The sequence below is a fragment of the Pararhizobium sp. P1_E7 genome (genome assembly GCF_056405855.1).
The window spans coordinates 167,668-188,542 of sequence record NZ_JBFUBH010000002.1; the positions used below are offsets into that span (position 1 = coordinate 167,668).

Here is a 20,875-nt window from a genome sequence, read left to right on the forward strand (position 1 = left end):
ATATTCAAAAGGGCGCGTCAAGGAAAACTGCGCTTTCAGCAGCGGACACGGTCCTCGAAAAGGCAGTTGACAAATGTGCCTGTCCAATCTATTTAACCCAAAAGTTAATTAACTTTCTGGTTTAATACGAATGCCCCAGGATCAGCTCAGCACCACCCTTTCGGCACTGGCCGATCCGACGCGCCGGGCGATCCTGGCGCGGTTGGCTTTGGGGGAGGCATCGGTCAACGAACTGGCCGAACCTTTCGCGATGAGCCTGCCTGCCGTTTCCAAGCATCTGAAGGTGCTGGAGAAGGCTGGCCTGATCAGCCGCGGGCGCGAGGCGCAGTGGCGGCCCTGCAAACTGGAAGCCGCGCCGTTGAAGGACCTCAACGCCTGGCTCGATAACTACCGGCAATTTTGGGAGGAGAGTTTCGACAGGCTCGATCTCTACCTGCAGAGACTTCAAAAGGGAGATGGAATATGACCGCAAGAGCTGACATTGTCCCGGCCGGCAAGGCCAATCTTGTCTTGACCCGGACATTCAACGCCCCGGCGGCGCTGGTCTATAAAGTCTGGACCGACCCGTATCATCTGGCCCAGTGGTGGGGGCCGCATTGTTTTACCAATCCGGTCTGCGAGGTCGATTTGAGGCCCGGCGGTGTCATCCGCATCCACATGAAAGGGCCGGACGGGCAGATGTATCCATCGAACGGCACCTTCAAGGAGATCGTCGAGAACGAGCGCTTGGTCTTTACCAGCACCTATGACGGCGAAGACGGCATCCCAATGCTCGAAGCGCTCAACACGGTGACCTTCACCGAGAAGGACGGCCAGACCGTTTTGACCCTGCATGCACAGGTGCTCAAGGCCACCGAAGCCGTGCTGCCTGCCCTTGACGGCATGGAAGAAGGCTGGAGCCAGAGCCTCGAAAAGCTTGCCGCTGTCATTGCCACTGTCACCGGGATGGCCGGCTGACACTCTTTCTACAGACATTCCCCGGAAGGATGCGAGACGCTTCTTCAGGGGCTTATTCCACACCCCAACAGGAACCCGAATATGTTGAAAATTTTGCTGATTATCGTTGCCGCTATTGTTGTCCTGCTGCTCGCCGTCGTCGTCTTCGCATCGACCAAGCCTGACACATTTCATGTCGAGCGCAGCGCGACCATCAATGCGCCGCCGGAAAAGATCTACCCACTGCTCAATGATTTCAATCAGTGGCAGTCCTGGTCGCCTTACGAAAAGAAAGACCCGGCCATGAAGCGCACATTCGCCGGCGCGACGAGCGGCCAGGGCGCTGTCTACAGCTGGGACGGCAACAGCGATGTCGGTGCTGGCCGCATGGAAATCACCGAAGCGACGCCGTCGTCGAACGTGCAGATCAAGCTCGATTTCATCCGTCCGTTCGAGGGCCACAACGTCGCAACCTTCACGCTGTCGCCGGCACCGCAAGGCACGACTGTCACCTGGGCGATGGATGGACCGGCCCCTCTTATCGCCAAGGTCATGGGCTTGTTCTTCAACATGGATACGATGATCGGTGGCGACTTCGCTCTAGGGCTGGAAAACCTGAAGGCAATCGCCGAGAAATAAGTCAAAAAAACGGGAACCATTGTTGGCCTGATCCGTTTTTCTCACGAGGAGTGCGGGCCGTGCCAACCGGACTTGAAGGAGATGAAGAACGCGGAGATTTTTCCGGTTTCTCTTCGCGGCCAACGAAATGGCAGACGAGCTTCTTATCCTTTCGGCTTCGTATCCTCACATGCACACACCTTAAATTGCCCCGGGACCGTCGTCCCGGGGTTTTTTGATGTTCGTCTTGCCGTCACAAAAAAAGGAGCGCAGCCAGCCGGATGCGCTCCTTATTACTCTATGACCAGGCCAGAGCCCGACTAGTGCTTGGCAGCCCTGTCCCTCTGCCGCTTGCTGCGCGACAGCATGTTGAGCACTTCGACAAGCGCGGAGAACGCCATTGCCGCGTAGACGTAGCCCTTGGGCACATGCAGGCCCATGCCTTCGGCGATCAGCGTCGTGCCGATCATCAACAGGAAGGCCAGCGCCAGCATGACGATCGTCGGGTTCTTCTCGATGAAACGTGCGAGCGGGCCGGAGGCGACCAGCATGACGGTCACGGCGACGACGACGGCGACGACCATGATCGGCAGATGCGGCGTCATGCCGACGGCGGTGATAATGCTGTCGACCGAGAAGACGAGATCGAGCAGCAGGATCTGGCCGATGGCGGCGCCAAAGCCCGTGGCGACGGAGCTGGCGATGAAATCCTCATCATGGTCGGCCGGATCGACATTGTGATGGATTTCCTTGGTCGCCTTCCAGACGAGGAACAGGCCGCCTGCAATCAGGATCATGTCCTTCCATGAGAAGCCGTGACCAAACGCCTCAAAGACGGGTGTCGTCAGCTGGACGATCCAGGCAATGGTTCCAAGCAGCGCCAGACGCATGACCAGGGCCAGGCCGATGCCGACGCGGCGTGCCTTTTCCCGGTGTTCCGCCGGCAGTTTGTTGGTCAGGATCGAAATGAAGATGAGGTTGTCGATGCCGAGCACGACTTCCATCACGATCAGGGTGATCAGGGCAATCCAGGCAGTCGGATCTTGCATCAGGAGCAAAATATCCTGCATCGGGGCGGTTCCTTCCTCGATATCAAGGTGCATGTGGGGGAACCCGCGCCGCCGGTGGGCAACGCGGGTGCAATGGATGTTTCCTATGTATGCGGAAATGGCGGCAAGGCAAGCGCCGGCGGCCGCTCAAATGGGCCGCGATACCGTTAACTCTTCACCGGAATCCAAATTTCGGTCAGCCCCATCCCAGTCTTCGGGTCGAACCGCTCGTCGTAACGCTCCATCAGGTCCGGTATGCCGGCATGGCTGTAGCCGGATGAGGGCAGCCACTCGGTAAAGATCGCGTTGCAGGTCGTCTGGATGCCGGAGATATGGCCGCGATGGGAAAAGATCGCGTAGGTCTGGGCGGGCAGCTTCAGGCTTTCAAAATCTTCGGGCAGGTCATCCGTGTCGCGAACCTGCACGGCGGTCATGTATTGAAAGCTGCTGTCCTGTCCGTCTTCCTGCGTGCAGATGCCATAGGCAACATTGCCGATCTGGCCGGGAATGCTGCCGGAATGTGCGTTGAAGCGCTGCCACTGCGAGGGAATGCCGGCGTTGCCGCCGTAGTCGTAGGTCTGCTGCAGGCCCGCCATCAGCATGGCGGGCGTGGTTTCAAATCGCGGTTCGTCCAGTTTCGGAAGGGGTGCGGTGTTCATGCGGATCGGCTCCATAAGATCGAGATCGCCAATATGCCCTCTGTTGCGAACCTCTTCCGGTGTCACGCCGAAATGATCGCGGAAGGCACGGGTGAAGGCTTCATGCGAGCTGTAGCCCGCATCAAGGGCGACTGCGAGAATGCTGGATGCGCCACCGGCAAGCGACACGGCCGCGGTGCTCAAGCGCCGGGCCCTGATGTAACCACTGATCGAAACGCCCGTGGTCAGGCCAAATACCCGCGACAGGTGATAGCGGGAAAGCCCCGCCGTCTCCGCGATGTCCTCAAGTGAAATGTCCGTGGCGTAGTGGCTTTCGATAAACCAGAGCGCCTTGCCGATTGCATTCATCCAACCTCCCACAGCAAACCGGATATGATCTTAGTGCCGATCAGGCAGCGTCATTTGATCGTGGTTGCTGGATTGATACCGGCATGCCCGCAGCTTTCAGGCCGTCTGCCGCGCTCCATAAGCGGCCATGAAAACGCGAACGGCGCCGCTGATGACCCGATCGATCTCCTCCGCCGGGGGTGGGGTCTCCATGGTTCCGAAGAGGCGAAGCTTGAAGAAGCCGCCACTGGAGAGGTCGAGGAACTGGCCTGCCGCCAGGTCGAGGTCATCGATCTTCAGGGCGCCGATCTCGACCTGATGCGCCAGGAACTCCTGGAGGACCGTCCGCAGATTTTCCGGTCCTTTGAAGAAGCGCTTGCACAAATCGGGCATGCGATCACGAACGCCGAGAACGGTGCGCATCGCGTTGATCACCTTTTCTTCGGTCATATGCGTGACGAAGCTGACGCCGAACCTGTAAAGGCCGGTTTCGACATCCTCATGGGCGGCCAACACCGTGCGAACCGCCGCGAGGAAAAGCGCACGCTCCTTTTCGACCATTGCCGAAAACAGGTCTTCCTTGTTCTCGAAATAGACATAGATCGTGCCCTTGGAAACGCCTGCTTCGCGCGTTATGTCGTTCATGCTGGCGGCATCGAAGCCGACGCTCATGAAAACGCGTTTTGCGCCCTCGATGATCTGCTCGCGCTTTGCCGGGTCTTCGCCGGCGGCACGGCGGCCGGAAAGCGAATAGCCTTCGCCGGGACAGCTGACGGCACCCGCTGGTTCTGCCAATTTTTCGTTATCCTCGGACATTTTTGTCTCATTGTTAACTTTTCGAACCGAACGGTTCGATTTGACTTGATATGTGCGTGTTTTCGCTCTATGTCAATCGAACTGAACGGTTCGGTTCGAATTTCTCATATTAGGACTGGTAGTGCAATATGTCAGTTTCAAGCAAATCCGCTGCTGCCCATGTCCGCCCCGTTGGCGATGACTACGAGGCTCCCGGCGAACAGATCGAGGCCCCTGAGGCCAAAAAGATAGCCGAGCCTGCAGCCGAAGCGCAAGCGCCGCCGCAGGCTGCCGTCGCGGCAGAAAAGCCGGCCCCCAAGCGCCGCAAGATGGTGTTTCCCGTCATGGTTATCGCCGCGCTCGCTGTCGGTGGCTGGTATGGTTACGAGTGGTGGACCAACGGCCGTTTCATGATCTCGACCGATGACGCCTATATCGAAGGCGATATCGCGTCGATCTCGCCGAAGGTGTCCGGCTATATCGAGAAGGTCAATGTCGTCGCCAACCAGCACGTTAAGGCTGGCGACCCGCTGATCACCCTCGACAAGGAAGATTACCGTATTGCTGCCGATCAGGCGCAGGCGCAGATCGAAACCGAAAAGCTGTCGCTGCAGCGTTTCGATGCGCAGATCGCTGGCGCCAAGGCCAGCTTGCAGCAGGCGCAGGCGCAGAAAACCGCCCTTGAGGCGACCGTCCGGGGTGCCCAGATCACGTTCAAGCGTGCGAGCGACCTCCAGTCAAAGGCAGTCGGTACGGTCGCCTCGCTCGACGACGCCACGGTTGCGCTCGATCAGGCCAAGGCAAACCTGATCGGTGCCGATGCCAGCATCGCCACGGCGAATGCCAATATCGCAGTCCTGGTTGCGCAGCGCGCCGAGGCCGAGAGCACCATCCGGTCGCTCGAACTGGCCCGCGACAAGGCTGAGCGCGACTTGGGCTTCACGGTTCTGAAGGCGCCCTATGATGGCGTCGTCGGCAATCTAGCCGTACAGGATGGCGATCTTGTTTCCGCCGGTCAGCGTCTGGCCGCGCTGGTGCCAACCAATCAGCTCTATATCGACGCCAATTTCAAGGAAACGCAGATCGCTCACATGGTTCCGGGCTCGAAGGTCAATATCCATGTGGATGCCTTCGACGAGGCGCCGATCGTCGGCACTGTGCAGTCGATTTCGCCGGCTTCCGGCTCGGTGTTCTCGCTGCTGCCGGCTGAAAACGCCACGGGCAACTTCACCAAGGTGATCCAGCGCGTTCCGGTCCGCATCGTCTTCCCGAAGGACGTGCTTGACAGCGGCCGCCTGCGCGCCGGTTTGAGCGTCGTTGTCGATGTCGATACCCGCACGGCGCCGAAGACGCAGGATACCGCAGCGGTCAACTGATCCGTGCGCTGCATCATTTAGGGTGCTGTTTCAACGGTTGAGAGAGACGTCCCGGGCAGACGCACCGGGACGATATGATGCACCATTTTCATGATCACGATCGCCGCCCCTTCGCTTGAGCAAGGGGCGCGCCAGGAGCAACGCCGATGGCTGCCACTGCAACAGCGGGTTCGATGCCGCTACCTGCCGCCCGCGCGGAAGAGAAGATGGATCCGAAACGGCTGATCGCCTTTTTCGCGATGGTCTTCGGCATGTTCATGTCGATCCTCGACATCCAGATTGTCTCGGCCTCGCTGGCCGAGATTCAGGCGGGCCTGTCTGCCGGTTCCGATGAAGTCGCCTGGGTGCAGACGGCCTATCTGATCGCAGAAGTCATCATGATCCCGCTGTCGGGCACTTTGGCCCGCATCGTTTCCACGCGCGTGCTGTTTTCGGTGTCGGCGGCCGGCTTCACGGCGGCGAGCGCGCTTGCGGCGACCGCGACCAATATCGACCAGATGATCGTCTATCGCGCGCTGCAGGGCTTCATCGGCGGCGGCATGATCCCGTCTGTTTTCGCGGCCGCCTTCACGATCTTCCCGCCGTCCAAGCGTAGCATCGTCTCGCCGATCATCGGCCTTGTCGCGACGCTGGCGCCGACCATCGGTCCGACCGTCGGCGGCTATCTCAGCCACGCCTTTTCCTGGCACTGGCTGTTCCTGGTCAATATCATCCCGGGCATTGTCGTCACGATCATCACCTGGAATTTCATCGACTTCGACAAGCCGGAACTCAGCCTGTTCAAGAAATTTGACTGGTGGGGCCTGTTGTCGATGGCGGTGTTCCTCGGCTCGCTGGAATATGTGCTGGAAGAGGGCAATGCCAACGACTGGTTCAGCGACGAATATATCTTCATGGGTGCAATCGCGTCGGCCATCGGTGCGCTGGTGTTTTTCTATCGAGCGTTCAAGGTCGATTTCCCCATCGTCGATTTAAGGGCCTTCGCCAATCGAAACTTCGCCTTCGGCTCTCTGTTCTCCTTCGTCATGGGCATCGGGCTCTATGGTCTGACCTATCTATATCCGCTCTATCTCGGCCGGATCCGCGATTACGATTCGCTGATGATCGGCGAGACGATGTTTGTTTCCGGCCTTGCGATGTTCTGCACCGCGCCGGTGGCCGGCAAGCTGTCGACCAAGCTCGATCCGCGCGTGATGATGGCGATCGGTTTTACCAGCTTTGCCTCGGGTACCTGGCTGATGAGCCACCTGACGACCGACTGGGATTTCTACGAACTCCTGATCCCACAGATCCTGCGCGGCGTCGGCCTGATGCTGTGTATGGTGCCGATCAACAACGTGGCGCTCGGTACGCTGTCACCGGAGCGCGTGCGTGGCGCGTCGGGCCTGTTCAACCTGACGCGTAACCTCGGTGGCGCTGTCGGCCTGGCTGCCATCAACACGATCCTGACCCAGCGCGAGCAGGTGCATTACGCCCGGCTGCAGGAACATGTGCAATGGGGCAACCCGGAAGCCATGGACCAGCTCAACAGCATGATCGCGAAATACAATTCGCATGGTCTCGATGGCGCGACGATCGCGATCCAGAAACTGTCGGGCATGGTGACGCAGCAGGCGGTGATCCTGTCGTTCATCGACGTGTTCCTGATCCTCACCGGCCTGTTCGGTACGCTGGTGGTTTGTGCCTTCCTGATCAAGAAGCCGCAGGCGGCGCCAACCGGCGGCGGTGGCGGCGGGCATTAGCCGCTGCGACCCCTGAACATCCGGTCTGTACGTCGTACCTTTCCTCCGCCAGAATGCCCTGAAGGTGAAACTTCAGGGCATTTAGCATGGCGGATCATCCATTTCCTCTGCTTCCCAGGCGTTCGTTTCTAGCCAATCTCCTTGGCCTCGGGGTCGTCTCGTCGGTTGGTCCGGCGCTTGCAGCTGTGGCCGCAAAGGCGGCCTGGCCTCCTATCGACGCAACATTCCTGTTTGCCGCTGATGTTCATACCTGCCTGATCTCCGGTGGCGTGCTCAGCCCCAATTGCGCGCAGGAGGGTAAGACCGATGCCAATCTTCTGCGGCACGTGGCGGCTCTAAACCATATTGCAGAGTTTGACTGGCCAACGGAGATCGGTGGCGTCGCGACCGGACTTGCGGGGGCAGGCAAGCGGATCGCCCAGCCGCTTGGCCTCGTCATCGGTGGAGACATGACCGATGACGGCGGCGGGCAGGTGAAAGTCCCCGGCGAAGGCCATCAGCTGCTGCAATTCTCCAGCCGTTACCAGAAAGGCACGGGTCCAGACCGGGTGCATTTCCCCGTTTATAATGGCCTTGGCAATCACGATCTCGATCAGGATGGCGCGCCGCCGCATATCGACTGGTACCGCCGCGAACTGCGCGACTATGTCGAACTCAATCATCGCCAGACGGTGTTCTACAAACCGCCGGTAGCGGTTCCCAATTACGATATCGATTCCGACAACTACTCGTGGGACTGGGGTGGCTTGCATCTGGTGCAGCTGCAGCGCTTTGGTGGTGATACCAACAAGGGCGCGATCAGCGGTCTGGACTGGCTGAAGCAGGATCTCGCCAGTTCGGCGGCCGATGGCAGGCCGGTGGTGGTATTCCAGCACTATGGCTGGGATTCCTTCTCGCTGGAAAAATGGGACTCGGCGAAGATGACCTTCGATGCTGAGGGCTCCGGCCATGCCCACTGGTGGGACGACGGCGATCGCGCCGCGTTGCTTGCGATCTTGAAAGGCTACAATGTCGCCGGCCTGTTTCACGGCCATGAGCATGATACGCCGATGATCTACAGGCAGGATGGCCTCGATCTGTTCAAGCCGGTCGCCGCCTTCAAGGGTGGCTTTGCCGTCGCCCATGTCACCAATCGATACATGGACGTCGTTCTCGCGCAGGCTGAGGAGACTGACGGTGACGTGACTTTTCTCAAGGCGTTCAGCAAGTGTTTTGCCTGATCCATGTTGGTACCGATTTCACAAAAACAGCGGGTACCGGTGTCGCTGGTAATTTTCTGATTTACGTACATCAAATTTTCCTCTAAGGCTCTTTCCCGGAGGAAACATGCGCCCGACAGTTCACGATATTGCCGCAGCGGCAGGGGTCAGCCTTGCGACCGTCGACCGCGTTTTGAATCAGCGCGCCGGCGTCCGGACCGTGACGCGCGAAAAGGTGGAGCAGGCGATCGAGCGCATCGGCTATGTCCGTGATGTTGCCGCCGCCAATCTTGCCAAGAGCCGCGTCTATCCGCTCGTGTTCATCCTGCCCTTTGGCGACAATTCTTTCATGCGCGGGCTTGAGGCGCAGGTGCGTGCGGCGATCAGCCGTTCAGCCGTCGAGCGCACCGACATTTCCATCGTCTCCGTCCCGGCATTCGATGTCGAAGCATTGGTCGTGGCTTTGGATGAGGCGCGTGCACGATCTCCAGCCGGTGTGGCGGTCGTGGCAATCGATTCTCCCGATGTCGTCGCCGCCGTCGATCGCCTGCGGTCAGATCGCATTCCGGTTGTCACCCTGGTTTCCGATCTGGCGGGTTCGAAGCGGGATCATTTCGCCGGCGTCGACAACATCGCCGCGGGCCGCACGGCAGCAAGCCTGATGGGACGCTTTCTCGGTGGCCGGTCCGGGCCGGTCGCAGTGCTGGCCGGTTCGATGCTGGTGCGCGACCATCGCGAACGACTGGATGGTTTCTGCGCTGTCATGAATGAGAGTTTCGCCGGGCATGCCGTGCTGCCGGTCATCGAAGGGCAGGACGATCCCGCTTTGGCGGAGCGGCTTGTCGGCGAGGCGCTTGCCGCATCGCCGGAGATCGCCGGTATCTACAGCCTCGGCGCCGGTAATCGCGGTCTGATCGCCGCCTTGAAGCAGCAAGGCGGCGGCTCGCCGGTCTGTGTCATCGCCCATGAACTGACGCAACATACGCGGGCGGCGCTGAGTGACGGTCTGATCGACGCGGTTCTCAACCAGGACGCCGGTCATGAGGTGCGCAGCGCCATCCGCGTGCTGAAGGCAAAGGCCGACGGGGTTGCCGTCATTGGCGCGCAGGAGCGTATCCGGATCGATATTTTCCTGAAAGACAACCTGCCCTTCGAAGCGGGTAGCGAAACAGATGTGCCCTTCGAGCAGGGCAGCAACCAAGAGCCCGAACAGGGCAGGCAAGACTAGGGAGACCACCATGTATCTCGGCATCGACCTCGGCACCTCCGGGGTGAAGGCACTGCTGATCGATGACGGCCAGCGGGTCGTCGGCTCGGCATCCGGCGCCATGGATGTGTCGCGTCCGCACCCCGGATGGTCGGAGCAGGATCCGGCTCATTGGGTCAGGGCAACGGAAGAGGCGATCGCCGGGTTGAAGGCGGCCCATCCCAAGGAGCTGGCCGCCGTCAAGGGCATCGGCCTCTCCGGCCACATGCATGGCGCGACGCTTTTGGATGAAAATGATAAAGTCCTGCGCCCCTGCATTCTCTGGAACGATACGCGCAGCCACAAGCAGGCGCTGGCGCTGGACGCCGATCCGCAGTTTAGGAGGCTGACCGGCAATATTGTCTTTCCGGGATTCACTGCACCGAAGCTCGCCTGGGTAGCCGAAAATGAGCCCGCTGTCTTCGACAAGGTCGACTGGGTTTTGCTGCCGAAGGATTATCTGCGCCTGTGGCTGACCGGTGAGCATATTTCCGAAATGTCGGATTCTGCCGGCACGTCCTGGCTCGATACGGGCAAACGCGCCTGGTCTGAAAGCTTGCTCGATGCGACAGGCCTGACTGAAAGGCAGATGCCGTCGCTGGTTGAAGGCACCGAATATGGCGGCACGCTGAAGGCTGATCTTGCCGCCAAATGGGGCATGGGCGCCGGCGTTATCGTTGCCGGCGGGGCAGGGGACAATGCTGCGTCCGCCTGCGGCATGGGCACGGTCGCCGAAGGCCATGCGTTCGTGTCGCTTGGCACATCCGGCGTGCTGTTTGCCGCCAATGCCAGCTATCTGCCCAATCCGGCCAGCGCCGTGCATGCGTTCTGCCATGCCCTGCCCAACACCTGGCACCAGATGGGCGTCATCCTCTCGGCAACCGATGCACTCAATTGGCATTCGCAGATCACCGGCAAGAGTGCAGCCGAGCTGACAGCGGAACTCGGCGATAGCCTCAACGCGCCGTCCGGCGTCACTTTCCTGCCGTATCTCTCTGGCGAGCGCACGCCGCATAATGACGCAGCCATCCGCGGTGTCTTTGCCGGGCTTGGCCATGAAAGCAGCCGCGCGGTTCTGACCCAGGCCGTCGTGGAAGGCGTTTCCTTTGCGCTCCGCGATAGTCTCGAGGCCCTGCGTGTGGCTGGCACCACCCTGTCCCGGGTCACCGCCATCGGCGGTGGTTCACGCTCGCGCTACTGGTTGAAGTCGATCGCGACTGCACTCGACCTGGCCGTCGATGTTCCTGCCGATGGCGATTTTGGTGCGGCTTTCGGCGCCGCCCGTCTCGGCCTTGTTGCTGCGACAAAGGCTGATCCGCTGTCGGTGTTCACGGCTCCGGCGACCGCGGAAACGGTTCAGCCGGAGGCTTCCCTGCGCGGCGCCTATGAAGATGCCTACCAGCGCTATCGCCGCGTCTATCCGGCGATCAAATCCGCAATGTTGTAACGTATTGCCCCCACCCCTCTCCCTGCAAGCGGGGAGAGGGGTAACCGAATTTTGCCGCTTGTTCCTTCACCCGTCACGACGGCGAGAAGGTGCCCGCCCTTCCTGTCAAACAGCTAGGGACGGATGAGGGGCATCGCTAGATCCAATTGCAAACCGAGAGGAAACACCCATGAGCACAGGTTTTTTCGGCGATATCGCCAAGATCAAATATGAAGGCCCCGACAGCACCAACCCGCTGGCCTTCCGCCATTACAATCCCGACGAAATCGTCATGGGCAAGCGCATGGAAGATCACCTGCGCTTTGCCGTCGCCTATTGGCACACCTTCGTCTGGCCGGGCGGCGACCCCTTTGGTGGTCAGACGTTCGAGCGCCCCTGGTTCGAAGACAGCATGAAGGCAGCCAAGCTGAAGGCCGACGTTGCCTTCGAATTCTTCTCGCTGCTCGGCGTGCCCTTCTATTGCTTCCATGACGCGGACGTGCGCCCGGAAGGCCGGAATTTTGCCGAGAACACCAAAAACCTCAAGGAGATCGTCGATTACTTCGCCAAGAAGCAGTCCGACACCGGCGTCAAGCTGCTCTGGGGCACGGCCAACTTGTTCTCCAACCGCCGTTATATGTCAGGTGCTGCCACCAACCCGGATCCGGATGTCTTTGCCTTTGCTGCGGCAACGGTGAAGACCTGCATGGATGCGACGCTGAAGCTTGGTGGCGACAATTACGTGCTGTGGGGCGGCCGCGAAGGCTATGAGACCCTTCTCAACACCAACCTGAAGCAGGAACTCGACCAGCTCGGCCGCTTCGTCAACATGGTCGTGGAATACAAGCACAAGATCGGCTTCAAGGGTGCGATCCTGATCGAGCCGAAGCCGCAGGAACCGACCAAGCATCAGTACGATTACGACGTCGCGACGGTCTACGGCTTCCTCAAGACCTATGGCCTTGAAAACGAGGTCAAGGTCAATATCGAGCAGGGCCATGCGATCCTCGCCGGCCATTCCTTCGAGCATGAACTGGCGCTTGCCAATGCCTTCGGCATCTTCGGTTCGATCGACATGAACCGCAACGATTACCAGTCCGGCTGGGATACCGACCAGTTCCCGAACAACGTTCCGGAAATGGCGCTCGCCTATTACCAGGTCCTGTCCGGTGGCGGCTTCAAGACCGGCGGCACCAACTTCGATTCGAAGCTGCGCCGTCAGTCGATCGATCCGGAAGACCTGCTGATCGGTCACATCGGCGGCATGGATTGCTGCGCCCGGGGTCTGCGCGCGGCCGCGAAGATGGTCGAAGACAAGGCGCTGTCGGGCCCGCTCGACGCACGTTATGCCGGCTGGCAGTCGCCAGAGGGCCAGAAGCGCTTGACCAGCATGTCGCTGGAAGAAATCGCGGCCTATGTCGAAAAGACAGATCTCAACCCGCAGCCAAAGTCCGGCAAGCAGGAACTGCTCGAAAACGTCGTCAATCGCTACGTCTGATTGCCGTTGCAAGTTAGATTCATTGTCAATCGAAGGGGCGCCACCGGCGCCCCTTTTTGCGTGGAATGCTGGCTTAGGCGCTCAAAACAACCTCGGTCAGTTTGTCGCATTTTTGAGAAAAACGGTACCAAAACAGTGCTTTATTGCCGCGTTTGGTAGCGCGGTTCGTTTCGCCAGAAAGACATTCTTAACCATGCGAGCTTAGTTCTGAGCTCACGCCTTGGACCACCTGCCGGCATGATGCCGACCGCGCAGCGCGCATGCCTTTCCCTGTTTCGATCTAGGATGCTCCATTATGTCTGCGCCCGTTTCCACGACCAAACACCTGAATGAACGTCTCGACTTCGTCGGGCTCGTTGGCGAGGAGCGTGCCGCGCTCGTGCGGGCGAGGCCGGTGATTTCCGCATCCCTCGATGCCGCGCTCGACAAGTTCTACGCAAAGGCGACGGCCATTCCGGAAACCGCGAAGTTCTTTGCCAGCGATGCGCATGTCAAAAGCGCCAAGTCGCGCCAGGTTCGCCACTGGGACCAGATCGCTTCCGGAGAATTCGATGACAAATACGTCGAGGCGGTAACCGCCATCGGCAAGACGCATGCGCGCCTCGGGCTGGAACCGCGCTGGTATATTGGCGGTTACGCGCTGATCATGGAATCGATCATCAAGGCGGTTGTCGAAAAGCACCTCGAAGGCTTTCTCTACAAGAAGAAGGCGAAGGATATCAGCATTGAGGTGACCGCCATCATGAAAGCGGCGTTCGTCGACATGGACTACGCCATCTCGGTCTATCTGGATGCGCTGCAGGAGCAGCGGGCGATCGGTGAGGCCGAGCGGAAGACACTCTCGGCACAGCAGGACGAAGCCCTGTCGGCGCTCGACCGCTCGCTGACCGGACTTGCCAGTGGCGACCTGACCGCCAAGCTCAGCGCAGCCCTTGCACCGCAATTCGACGGCCTGAAAACCAACTTCAACTCGGCACTCGGCACGCTCGATAAGGCTCTTGGCTCGATTGTTCTGGCTGCGGGCGAAACGTCCGGCAATGCCGGCGAACTGGTGACCGCTGTCGATGACATGGCGCGCCGAACCGAACAACAGGCTGCATCGCTAGAACAGACCGCTGCAGCACTGGAAGAAATCACCACGATTTCCAAGGAAGCGGCACTCCGGACCGAGGAAGCCCGCCGCGTCGTCGGTTATGCGACCGAAGAGGCGCGCAAATCGGGTGAGGTGGTGCAGCAAGCTGTGTCCGCGATGAGCGCAATTGAGGAATCGTCCCAGAAGATCACCCAGATCATCGGCGTCATCGACCAGATTTCCTTCCAGACCAATCTGCTTGCGTTGAACGCTGGCGTCGAAGCAGCCCGCGCGGGGGATGCGGGCAAGGGTTTCGCCGTCGTGGCGCAGGAGGTGCGCGAGCTCGCGCAAAAATCCACGGATGCCGCAAAGCAGATCAAGGGCCTAATCGATAAGTCGTTTGAAGACGTGCTGACCGGGGTTTCTCTCGTCAACCGCACCGGCGAAGCCTTGCGTACGATCGGCGAGCAGGTCATGCATATCAACGGTCATATCGATGCCATTGCCGGTTCGGCGCGCGAACAGGCGATCGGCATTACCGAAATCAACACGGCGGTCACGGGCATGGATCAGATGACCCAGCAGAATGCCGCAATGGTCGAGCAGACTAACGCCGCCACCCATAATCTGATGCGCGTCAGCACGACGCTCAAGGATCTTGCCAACCAGTTCACGGTTTCAAATCGGCGGCATATTGAAGTGGTGTCGCGCCGTGCGCCTGAACGGCGTTACGCCTAACTGGTCAAGCTGCAGGATTGACTGATGGAGTGCTGGGCCGAAAGGGTCAGCGCTTCGTCCATTTCGATGAGGGGGCAGCAACGGAGTTGCGGACCACCAGATCGGGACGAAGCAGGATTTCCGTTTCCGGCGGCCGGCCGTCGGACAGAAGTTCCAGCAACAGCGCCATCGCATGCTTGCCGATCGCCGTTCGCGGCTGGCGAATGGTGGTCAGCGCCGGCGACATAAAGCTTGCCTGCGGTACATCGTCAAAACCTGTGACGGAAAAATCGCGCGGAATATCGTAGCCACGCGCCCCAAGCCCGATCATCACGCCGATTGCCGTCTGGTCGTTGACGCACATGAAGGCCGTCGGCAGCGTGTCGCGCATGAAAAGCTGCTCGACCGCCAGCCGGCCGCTTTCGATCGTGCCGTCGCCTTCAAAGACGATGCGCTGATCGGCGCTGACATTGGCCGCGTCCAGTCCGGCCTCATAGCCCATCCGGCGCCGGCTATAGGCAAGCCGGGTGCGGGAATCGCCGATGAAGGCGATCTTGCGGTGACCTTCGGCGAGAAGCAGATCGATCACCTTGCGGGCGCCCTCGGTATCATCGACGCCGACATAGGGAATGCCGCCATTGAAGACCGGCTCGAACACACCGACGCTGGGCGGAAGCCGTGCGGTCATCGACTGATGGCCGAAGGGCAGGATGCCGGTGAACAGGATCAGCCCGGCGGCCTGGTTGGAATTGAGGAATTTCAGATATTCCAGCCCACGTTGGGCATCGTTCTGGGTATGGCCGATCAGCACGCCGTAACCGTGCGAGCGCGCCTCGTTCTCCAGACCGACAAGAATATTGGAGAAATTCGGGTCGCCGATATCGGGCGCCACCACCAGAATCATGTTGGAACGGCCAAGCCTGAGGCTGCGCGCCATGGCGTTGGTGGTGTAGCCGGTGATGGCAATGGCCTGGTTGACCTTGAGCCGCGTCGAATTGGCGACTTTTTCCGGCATATGGATCGCGCGCGACACCGTCGCGATCGACACTTCCGCGATCCGGGCGACGTCTTCAATGGTTGCCGGCGTGGAATTCGACACTGCGCTCTGCCTTGGTTTTAGTCTCGGCGGGACACTACACAGACTTGCCCGGAGGTCAAAGCCTGCCCGAAGAATTTCTCTGTTATGCCTCGATGTAAACCTTTACACGATCTATGTAAAGGTTTACATAGCATTCAAGCGGACGGGAGCCGCAGGGAGGCATTCATGAATTCGCAGGCTAGCGGCGCCGGTGACGGCGCGGTCGTGCTGTCCGCAAGGCGCATCAGCAAGTCGTTCAGTGGCGTGCAGGTTCTGTTCAGCGTCGACTTCGATCTGCGTGCCGGTGAAATCCATGCCTTGATGGGCGAAAACGGCGCCGGAAAATCCACGCTCGTCAAGATTCTCTCCGGTTTCGAACAGCCGACGTCCGGCGAAATCATCCTTGATGGACATCCGGTCAAGCTGCCGCCGAACGGTGCTGCAGAAGCGCTTGGCGTCGTCATCATTCACCAGGAATTCAATCTTGCCGAACATCTGACCGTCACCGAGAGCCTGTTTCTCGGCCGCGAAGTCACCCGCTTCAGTGTGCTCGACCGCAAATATATGCGGGCTGAGACGCGGCGCGTGCTCGATCTGCTCGGCTCGCATGTCGATGAGAATGCGATGATCAGTTCGCTGTCCATTGCCGACAAGCAGATGGTGGAGATAGCCAAGGCCATCAGCCGCGATGCGCGCGTCGTGTTCATGGACGAGCCGACCGCCGTCCTGTCGCGCGAAGAAACCAACTTCCTGTTCAAGCAGGTGCGCAAGCTGCGTGACCAGGGTACGAGCTTTGTCTTCGTATCGCACAAGCTCGACGAGGTCATGGAACTGACGGACCGGGTGACGGTGCTGCGCGACGGTCAGTGGATCAAGACCTCGCCGACATCGATCCTTGACGGCGAATCGATTGCCCAGCTGATGGTCGGGCGTGAACTGTCGAAGCTCTATCCGGCCAAGCGTGAGCCGGATGTCGATGAGGAGGTCGTGCTCAGCGTCGATGCGGTATCGACCGGCTACGTCAAGGACGTGACTTTTGAGGTCCGCAAGGGTGAGATACTCGGGTTTTCCGGTATGATTGGCTCCGGCCGCACCGAGCTGATGGAAGCGGTTGCCGGACTGCGGTCGCGCGCCTCCGGCGAGGTGATCATCCGCGGTGAGACGGTCCCGTCAGGCGATGTGCATGCCGCCAATCGGCGCGGCCTTGCCTATATGACCAAGGACCGCAAGTCGAAGGGTCTTCTGCTCAATTCGCGCATGATTGCCAACCTGACGCTGCAATCGCTCGAAAATCACGGCAAGCTTGGCTATCTCAGTCCCGCCAGCGAGGCGCAGGCGCTGGCGCGCGCGCGCCGTCGCTTCGATATCCGGGTGCGCGACGGCAATGTGGTGGCCGGTCGCATGTCGGGCGGCAACCAGCAGAAGCTGCTGCTCGCCAAGGTCATGGAGACCGAGCCCGAGATCATCATCATCGACGAGCCCACTCGTGGCATCGATGTCGGCACCAAGCAGCAAATCTATCATTTCATCTCCGCGCTGGCGCGCGACGGCCGCTCGATCATCGTCGTTTCGTCGGAAATGCCGGAGGTTATCGGCCTTTGCACCCGCGTTGCTGTCATGCGGGAAGGACGGATCGTGGGGATGCTGGAGGGCGATGAGATCTCCGAACAGGAGATCATGCGCTATGCGGCCGGATTGAAGAAAAAGGCGGCCTGAACCGTGCTGGCGCGGGCAGGGCATTAAAAACAAATCCCAGGGACAATGGGACGGGAGGTTGGATTGGACACGAGCTTGAATGACGAAACCCGGGAAATCCGGCGCAGGAGCTGGCGGGATATCGATCTGCGGGCCGTGGCGCCGTTCGCCGCGCTGGTGCTGCTGCTTATCCTCGGCGCCATCGTCAATCCGAATTTCATCGGGATCAACAACCTCGCCAATGTCGCAACGCGCAGCGCCTTTATTGCCATCATCGCGATCGGCGCAACCTTCGTGATTTCGTCTGGTGATCTCGACCTGTCCGTGGGGTCGATGGTGGCATTTGTTGCCAGCCTGATGATCCTTTTCATGAATTCCGGCATCATTGCCGATCCGGCCCTGATGCTGACTGCGGCGGTGCTCTTTGCAGTGATTGCAGGCTCCCTGTGCGGCCTCGCAAATGGACTGATCACAACGGTCGGCAGGATCGAGCCGTTCATCGCAACGCTTGGCACCATGGGCATTTATCGCGGCCTGACGACCTGGCTGTCGCAGGGTGGGGCGATCACGTTGAAGGACCCGGCCCTCCAGGAAATGTACCGCCCTGCCTATTTCGGCTATATCCTCGGCGTGCCGGTGCCAATCGTGGTCATCCTGGCGGTCACCTCCGTTGCGGCCTTCATTCTCTATCGCACCCGCTATGGCCGGCATGTCGTCGCCGTCGGCTCGAACGCTGATGTTGCCCGCTATTCCGGCATTCCGGTCAACCGGGTTCGCACCATTGCCTTCGTCATCCAGGGGTTTTGTGTGGCGATTGCCGTTCTGCTTTACGTGCCGCGTCTTGGCTCGACCTCTGCGACCACCGGCATCCTCTGGGAGCTCCAGGCGATCACGGCCGTCGTCGTCGGCGGCACGGCACTCAAGGGTGGAGCCGGCCGGGTCTGGGGGACGATCTGCGGCGCCTTCATTCTCGAGCTCGTCGGCAACATCATGCTGCTTTCCAATTTCATCAGCGAATATCTGATCGGCGCCATCCAGGGCACGATCATCATTGTTGCGATGCTGGTCCAGCGCTCGCTGGTACGGAAATCGTGAATAACCGGGTTCAGGGGGTCGCCCGGTCGCAAAGACTGCAAGACCCGCATTCACTAGGGAGAGAGAAACATGCGTAAAGGACTATTGGGCGCTGCAGCCGTCGCCATGATGGCGCTGACCGGCGTGGCCCACGCGGAAGACAAGAAGGTCACGATCGGCGTTTCGATTCCGGCCGCCGACCATGGCTGGACCTCGGGTGTCGTGTTCCATGCCGAGCGCGTCGCCAAGCTGTTGATGGAACAGCATCCGGGCCTCAACGTCATCGTCAAGACGTCCCCGGATCCGGCCAGCCAGGCCAATGCGGTGCAGGATCTTGAAACCCAGGGCATCGATGCGCTGGTCATCCTGCCATCCGACCCGGATCCGCTGGTCAACGCCATCAAGGAAGTCAAGGGCAAGGGCACGTTCGTCGCCATCGTCGATCGCGCTCCAAGCGTCAACGACAACACGGTCCGTGACCTCTACGTTGCCGGCAACAACCCGGCGCTTGGCCAGACGGCCGGCGAATACATCAAGGCAACGACGCCGGATGCTGAAGTCGTCGTCATCCGCGGCCTGCCGATCCCGATCGACCAGCAGCGCCAGGACGGCTTCGACAAGGGTATCGAAGGCTCCAACGTCAAGGTTCTCGATCGCCAGTTCGGCAACTGGAATCGCGACGACGCCTTCAAGGTCATGCAGGACTACCTGACCAAGTACCCCAAGATCGACGTCGTATGGTGCCAGGATGACGACATGGCCGTCGGCGTGCTGCAGGCCATCGACCAGGCCAAGCGCACCGACATCCAGTATGTCGTGGCCGGTGCCGGTTCGAAAGACATGATCAAGAAGGTCATGGACGGCGACAAGATGATCCCGGTCGACGTGCTCTATCCGCCGGCAATGGTTGGTACCGCGCTCGAAATGACGGTTGCCAACTTCTACGGCCAGGTCCCGGTTCGCGGCACCTACACGATCGACGCGACGCTCGTGACCAAGGACAACGCCAAGGACTTCTACTTCCCCGATTCACCGTTCTGATCCGGGTGTGAAGTTTGAGCTGCCTGTGGCCCGTGCTGCAGGCAGCTTTTCATTTTGACGGCGATTTTCCGAAATTTTCGACCTGAAGCTGATTGCCCGGCAGCGCAAACATGCTAGCTTCCGCGGCGCTCTGCAACGTTTCAGGTCAAGCCGCAGCCACCGGATGTACGTACCGCAGAAGCGCATTTCACGATTGACTGATATGGCCGGGGTGAGCGGCCATTGTTTTGACGGAGGAAACGACAGATGAAGACCATCAAGGGCCCCGCGCTCTTTCTTGCACAATTCGCCGGCGATGCCGCTCCGTTCAACTCGTGGGATCAGATCACCAAATGGGCCGCCGATTGCGGCTACAAGGGTGTGCAGGTGCCGAGCTGGGATGGCCGTCTGATCGATCTGAAGAAGGCCGCCGAATCCAAGGCCTATTGCGATGAGTTCACTGGTGTGGCCCGTGACAACGGTATCGAGGTCACCGAGCTTTCCACGCATCTGCAAGGCCAGCTCGTTGCCGTGCACCCGGCCTATGACGAGGGTTTTGACGGCTTTGCCGTTCCGGAAGTGCGCGGCAACCCGAAGGCGCGCCAGCAATGGGCTGTCGAGCAGGTCAAGCTCGCATTGACCGCATCCAGGAACCTCGGTCTCAATGCCATGGCCAGTTTCTCGGGCGCGCTTGCCTGGCCCTATTTCTATCCGTGGCCGCAGCGCCCCGCTGGCCTGGTCGAGACGGCCTTCGATGAGCTTGCCCGCCGCTGGAAGCCGATCCTCGATCATGCCGAAGATTGCGGCATCGACATTTGCTACGAAATCCATCCCGGCGAAGACCTGCACGACGGCATCACCTACGAGATGTTTTTGGAGCGCACCGGCAACCATGCCCGCGCCAACATGCTCTACGACCCGTCGCACTATGTGCTGCAGTGCCTCGACTATCTGGAAAACATCGACATCTACAAGGATCGGATCCGGATGTTCCACGTCAAGGACGCGGAATTCAATCCGACCGGCCGGCAGGGCGTCTATGGCGGTTACCAGGGCTGGGTCAACCGTGCCGGCCGGTTCCGCTCGCTTGGCGATGGTCAGGTCGATTTCGGTGCGGTCTTCTCCAAGATGGCGGCCAATGACTTTGCCGGTTGGGCCGTGGTCGAATGGGAGTGCGCGCTGAAGCACCCGGAAGATGGTGCCCGCGAAGGTGCCGACTTCGTCAAGCACCACATCATCCGCGTCACCGAAAAAGCCTTCGACGATTTCGCTGATGGCGGCACCGACGAGGCGGCCAACCGGCGCATGCTCGGGCTTTAAGGAAACTGCCCCTCACCCTGACCCTCTC

General features: G+C 60.1%; 17 protein-coding genes and 1 pseudogene. 14 read left to right on the forward strand and 4 right to left on the reverse strand.

Going from position 1 to position 20,875, the window contains the following annotated elements:
• Positions 1-130: 130 nt before the first annotated feature.
• The 3 genes from AC1D17_RS03270 (at position 131) to AC1D17_RS03280 (ending at position 1,575) form a co-directional block, all read left to right on the forward strand.
• A complete protein-coding gene (locus AC1D17_RS03270) occupies positions 131-466 on the forward strand; it encodes an ArsR/SmtB family transcription factor (protein WP_477563997.1) in 336 nt (111 codons plus the stop codon).
• Entirely contained in the window at positions 463-957 is a 495-nt protein-coding gene (locus tag AC1D17_RS03275) for an SRPBCC family protein (RefSeq protein ID WP_477563998.1), read from the forward strand. Before AC1D17_RS03270 ends, AC1D17_RS03275 begins: the two co-directional genes overlap by 4 nt.
• Before the next feature lie 81 nt (positions 958-1,038).
• Positions 1,039-1,575: an SRPBCC family protein gene (locus tag AC1D17_RS03280; protein WP_477563999.1), complete on the forward strand. Its 537-nt coding sequence runs from the start codon at positions 1,039-1,041 to the stop codon at positions 1,573-1,575.
• Between the two features lie 299 nt (positions 1,576-1,874).
• Here AC1D17_RS03280 and AC1D17_RS03285 read toward each other — a convergent pair whose 3' ends face one another.
• The 3 genes from AC1D17_RS03285 to AC1D17_RS03295 all read right to left on the reverse strand — a co-directional run bounded on the left by AC1D17_RS03285 (position 1,875) and on the right by AC1D17_RS03295 (position 4,405).
• On the reverse strand, positions 1,875-2,624 hold the full coding sequence (locus tag AC1D17_RS03285) for a TerC family protein (RefSeq protein ID WP_477564000.1): 750 nt from the start codon (positions 2,622-2,624) through the stop codon (positions 1,875-1,877).
• Positions 2,625-2,770: 146 nt separating this feature from the next.
• Positions 2,771-3,610, reverse strand: coding sequence for an AraC family transcriptional regulator (locus AC1D17_RS03290; RefSeq protein ID WP_477564001.1), 840 nt, complete (start codon positions 3,608-3,610; stop codon positions 2,771-2,773).
• A 96-nt stretch (positions 3,611-3,706) separates the two neighbouring features.
• Positions 3,707-4,405, reverse strand: a complete 699-nt coding sequence (locus AC1D17_RS03295) for a TetR/AcrR family transcriptional regulator (protein WP_477564002.1) — start codon at positions 4,403-4,405, stop codon at positions 3,707-3,709.
• Positions 4,406-4,533: 128 nt separating this feature from the next.
• Between AC1D17_RS03295 and AC1D17_RS03300 the strand changes: the two genes are divergently transcribed.
• The 7 genes and pseudogenes from AC1D17_RS03300 to AC1D17_RS03330 all read left to right on the forward strand — a co-directional run bounded on the left by AC1D17_RS03300 (position 4,534) and on the right by AC1D17_RS03330 (position 14,681).
• The gene (locus tag AC1D17_RS03300; RefSeq protein WP_477564003.1) at positions 4,534-5,760 is read left to right on the forward strand and encodes an HlyD family secretion protein; all 1,227 of its coding nucleotides are present in this window, start codon (positions 4,534-4,536) and stop codon (positions 5,758-5,760) included.
• A gap of 146 nt (positions 5,761-5,906) precedes the next feature.
• A complete protein-coding gene (locus AC1D17_RS03305) occupies positions 5,907-7,502 on the forward strand; it encodes a DHA2 family efflux MFS transporter permease subunit (protein WP_477564004.1) in 1,596 nt (531 codons plus the stop codon).
• Between the two features lie 86 nt (positions 7,503-7,588).
• Positions 7,589-8,722, forward strand: a complete 1,134-nt coding sequence (locus tag AC1D17_RS03310) for a metallophosphoesterase (RefSeq protein ID WP_477564005.1) — start codon at positions 7,589-7,591, stop codon at positions 8,720-8,722.
• Positions 8,723-8,828: 106 nt separating this feature from the next.
• Positions 8,829-9,851: pseudogene (locus AC1D17_RS03315) on the forward strand (LacI family DNA-binding transcriptional regulator); the annotation flags it as partial.
• A gap of 88 nt (positions 9,852-9,939) precedes the next feature.
• Positions 9,940-11,394, forward strand: a complete 1,455-nt coding sequence (gene xylB / locus AC1D17_RS03320; RefSeq protein ID WP_477564006.1) for a xylulokinase — start codon at positions 9,940-9,942, stop codon at positions 11,392-11,394.
• A 169-nt stretch (positions 11,395-11,563) separates the two neighbouring features.
• On the forward strand, positions 11,564-12,871 hold the full coding sequence (gene xylA, locus AC1D17_RS03325; RefSeq protein ID WP_477564007.1) for a xylose isomerase: 1,308 nt from the start codon (positions 11,564-11,566) through the stop codon (positions 12,869-12,871).
• A 295-nt stretch (positions 12,872-13,166) separates the two neighbouring features.
• Positions 13,167-14,681, forward strand: a complete 1,515-nt coding sequence (locus AC1D17_RS03330) for a methyl-accepting chemotaxis protein (protein ID WP_477564008.1) — start codon at positions 13,167-13,169, stop codon at positions 14,679-14,681.
• A gap of 46 nt (positions 14,682-14,727) precedes the next feature.
• On the opposite strand, the gene AC1D17_RS03335 is transcribed toward AC1D17_RS03330, so the two are convergent.
• A complete protein-coding gene (locus AC1D17_RS03335) occupies positions 14,728-15,759 on the reverse strand; it encodes a LacI family DNA-binding transcriptional regulator (protein ID WP_477564009.1) in 1,032 nt (343 codons plus the stop codon).
• A gap of 165 nt (positions 15,760-15,924) precedes the next feature.
• Between AC1D17_RS03335 and AC1D17_RS03340 the strand changes: the two genes are divergently transcribed.
• The 4 genes from AC1D17_RS03340 (at position 15,925) to AC1D17_RS03355 (ending at position 20,847) form a co-directional block, all read left to right on the forward strand.
• On the forward strand, positions 15,925-17,454 hold the full coding sequence (locus AC1D17_RS03340) for a sugar ABC transporter ATP-binding protein (RefSeq protein ID WP_477564010.1): 1,530 nt from the start codon (positions 15,925-15,927) through the stop codon (positions 17,452-17,454).
• A gap of 45 nt (positions 17,455-17,499) precedes the next feature.
• Entirely contained in the window at positions 17,500-18,528 is a 1,029-nt protein-coding gene (locus tag AC1D17_RS03345; protein WP_477564011.1) for an ABC transporter permease, read from the forward strand.
• A 69-nt stretch (positions 18,529-18,597) separates the two neighbouring features.
• On the forward strand, positions 18,598-19,548 hold the full coding sequence (locus AC1D17_RS03350) for a substrate-binding domain-containing protein (protein ID WP_477564012.1): 951 nt from the start codon (positions 18,598-18,600) through the stop codon (positions 19,546-19,548).
• Between the two features lie 246 nt (positions 19,549-19,794).
• Positions 19,795-20,847 (forward strand): sugar phosphate isomerase/epimerase family protein, encoded by a 1,053-nt coding sequence (locus AC1D17_RS03355; protein WP_264220108.1) that lies wholly within the window; start codon positions 19,795-19,797, stop codon positions 20,845-20,847.
• Positions 20,848-20,875: the final 28 nt, after the last annotated feature.

Excerpts from the sequence above, each read along its gene's own strand:
- AC1D17_RS03270 (WP_477563997.1), top strand. The coding sequence starts at position 131 with ATGCCCCAGGATCAGCTCAGCACCACCCTTTCGGCACTGGCCGATCCG.
- AC1D17_RS03275 (WP_477563998.1), top strand. The coding sequence starts at position 463 with ATGACCGCAAGAGCTGACATTGTCCCGGCCGGCAAGGCCAATCTTGTC.
- AC1D17_RS03280 (WP_477563999.1), top strand. The coding sequence starts at position 1,039 with ATGTTGAAAATTTTGCTGATTATCGTTGCCGCTATTGTTGTCCTGCTG.
- AC1D17_RS03285 (WP_477564000.1), bottom strand. The coding sequence starts at position 2,624 with ATGCAGGATATTTTGCTCCTGATGCAAGATCCGACTGCCTGGATTGCC.
- AC1D17_RS03290 (WP_477564001.1), bottom strand. The coding sequence starts at position 3,610 with ATGAATGCAATCGGCAAGGCGCTCTGGTTTATCGAAAGCCACTACGCC.
- AC1D17_RS03295 (WP_477564002.1), bottom strand. The coding sequence starts at position 4,405 with ATGTCCGAGGATAACGAAAAATTGGCAGAACCAGCGGGTGCCGTCAGC.
- AC1D17_RS03300 (WP_477564003.1), top strand. The coding sequence starts at position 4,534 with ATGTCAGTTTCAAGCAAATCCGCTGCTGCCCATGTCCGCCCCGTTGGC.
- AC1D17_RS03305 (WP_477564004.1), top strand. The coding sequence starts at position 5,907 with ATGGCTGCCACTGCAACAGCGGGTTCGATGCCGCTACCTGCCGCCCGC.
- AC1D17_RS03310 (WP_477564005.1), top strand. The coding sequence starts at position 7,589 with ATGGCGGATCATCCATTTCCTCTGCTTCCCAGGCGTTCGTTTCTAGCC.
- xylB (WP_477564006.1), top strand. The coding sequence starts at position 9,940 with ATGTATCTCGGCATCGACCTCGGCACCTCCGGGGTGAAGGCACTGCTG.
- xylA (WP_477564007.1), top strand. The coding sequence starts at position 11,564 with ATGAGCACAGGTTTTTTCGGCGATATCGCCAAGATCAAATATGAAGGC.
- AC1D17_RS03330 (WP_477564008.1), top strand. The coding sequence starts at position 13,167 with ATGTCTGCGCCCGTTTCCACGACCAAACACCTGAATGAACGTCTCGAC.
- AC1D17_RS03340 (WP_477564010.1), top strand. The coding sequence starts at position 15,925 with ATGAATTCGCAGGCTAGCGGCGCCGGTGACGGCGCGGTCGTGCTGTCC.
- AC1D17_RS03345 (WP_477564011.1), top strand. The coding sequence starts at position 17,500 with ATGGGACGGGAGGTTGGATTGGACACGAGCTTGAATGACGAAACCCGG.
- AC1D17_RS03350 (WP_477564012.1), top strand. The coding sequence starts at position 18,598 with ATGCGTAAAGGACTATTGGGCGCTGCAGCCGTCGCCATGATGGCGCTG.
- AC1D17_RS03355 (WP_264220108.1), top strand. The coding sequence starts at position 19,795 with ATGAAGACCATCAAGGGCCCCGCGCTCTTTCTTGCACAATTCGCCGGC.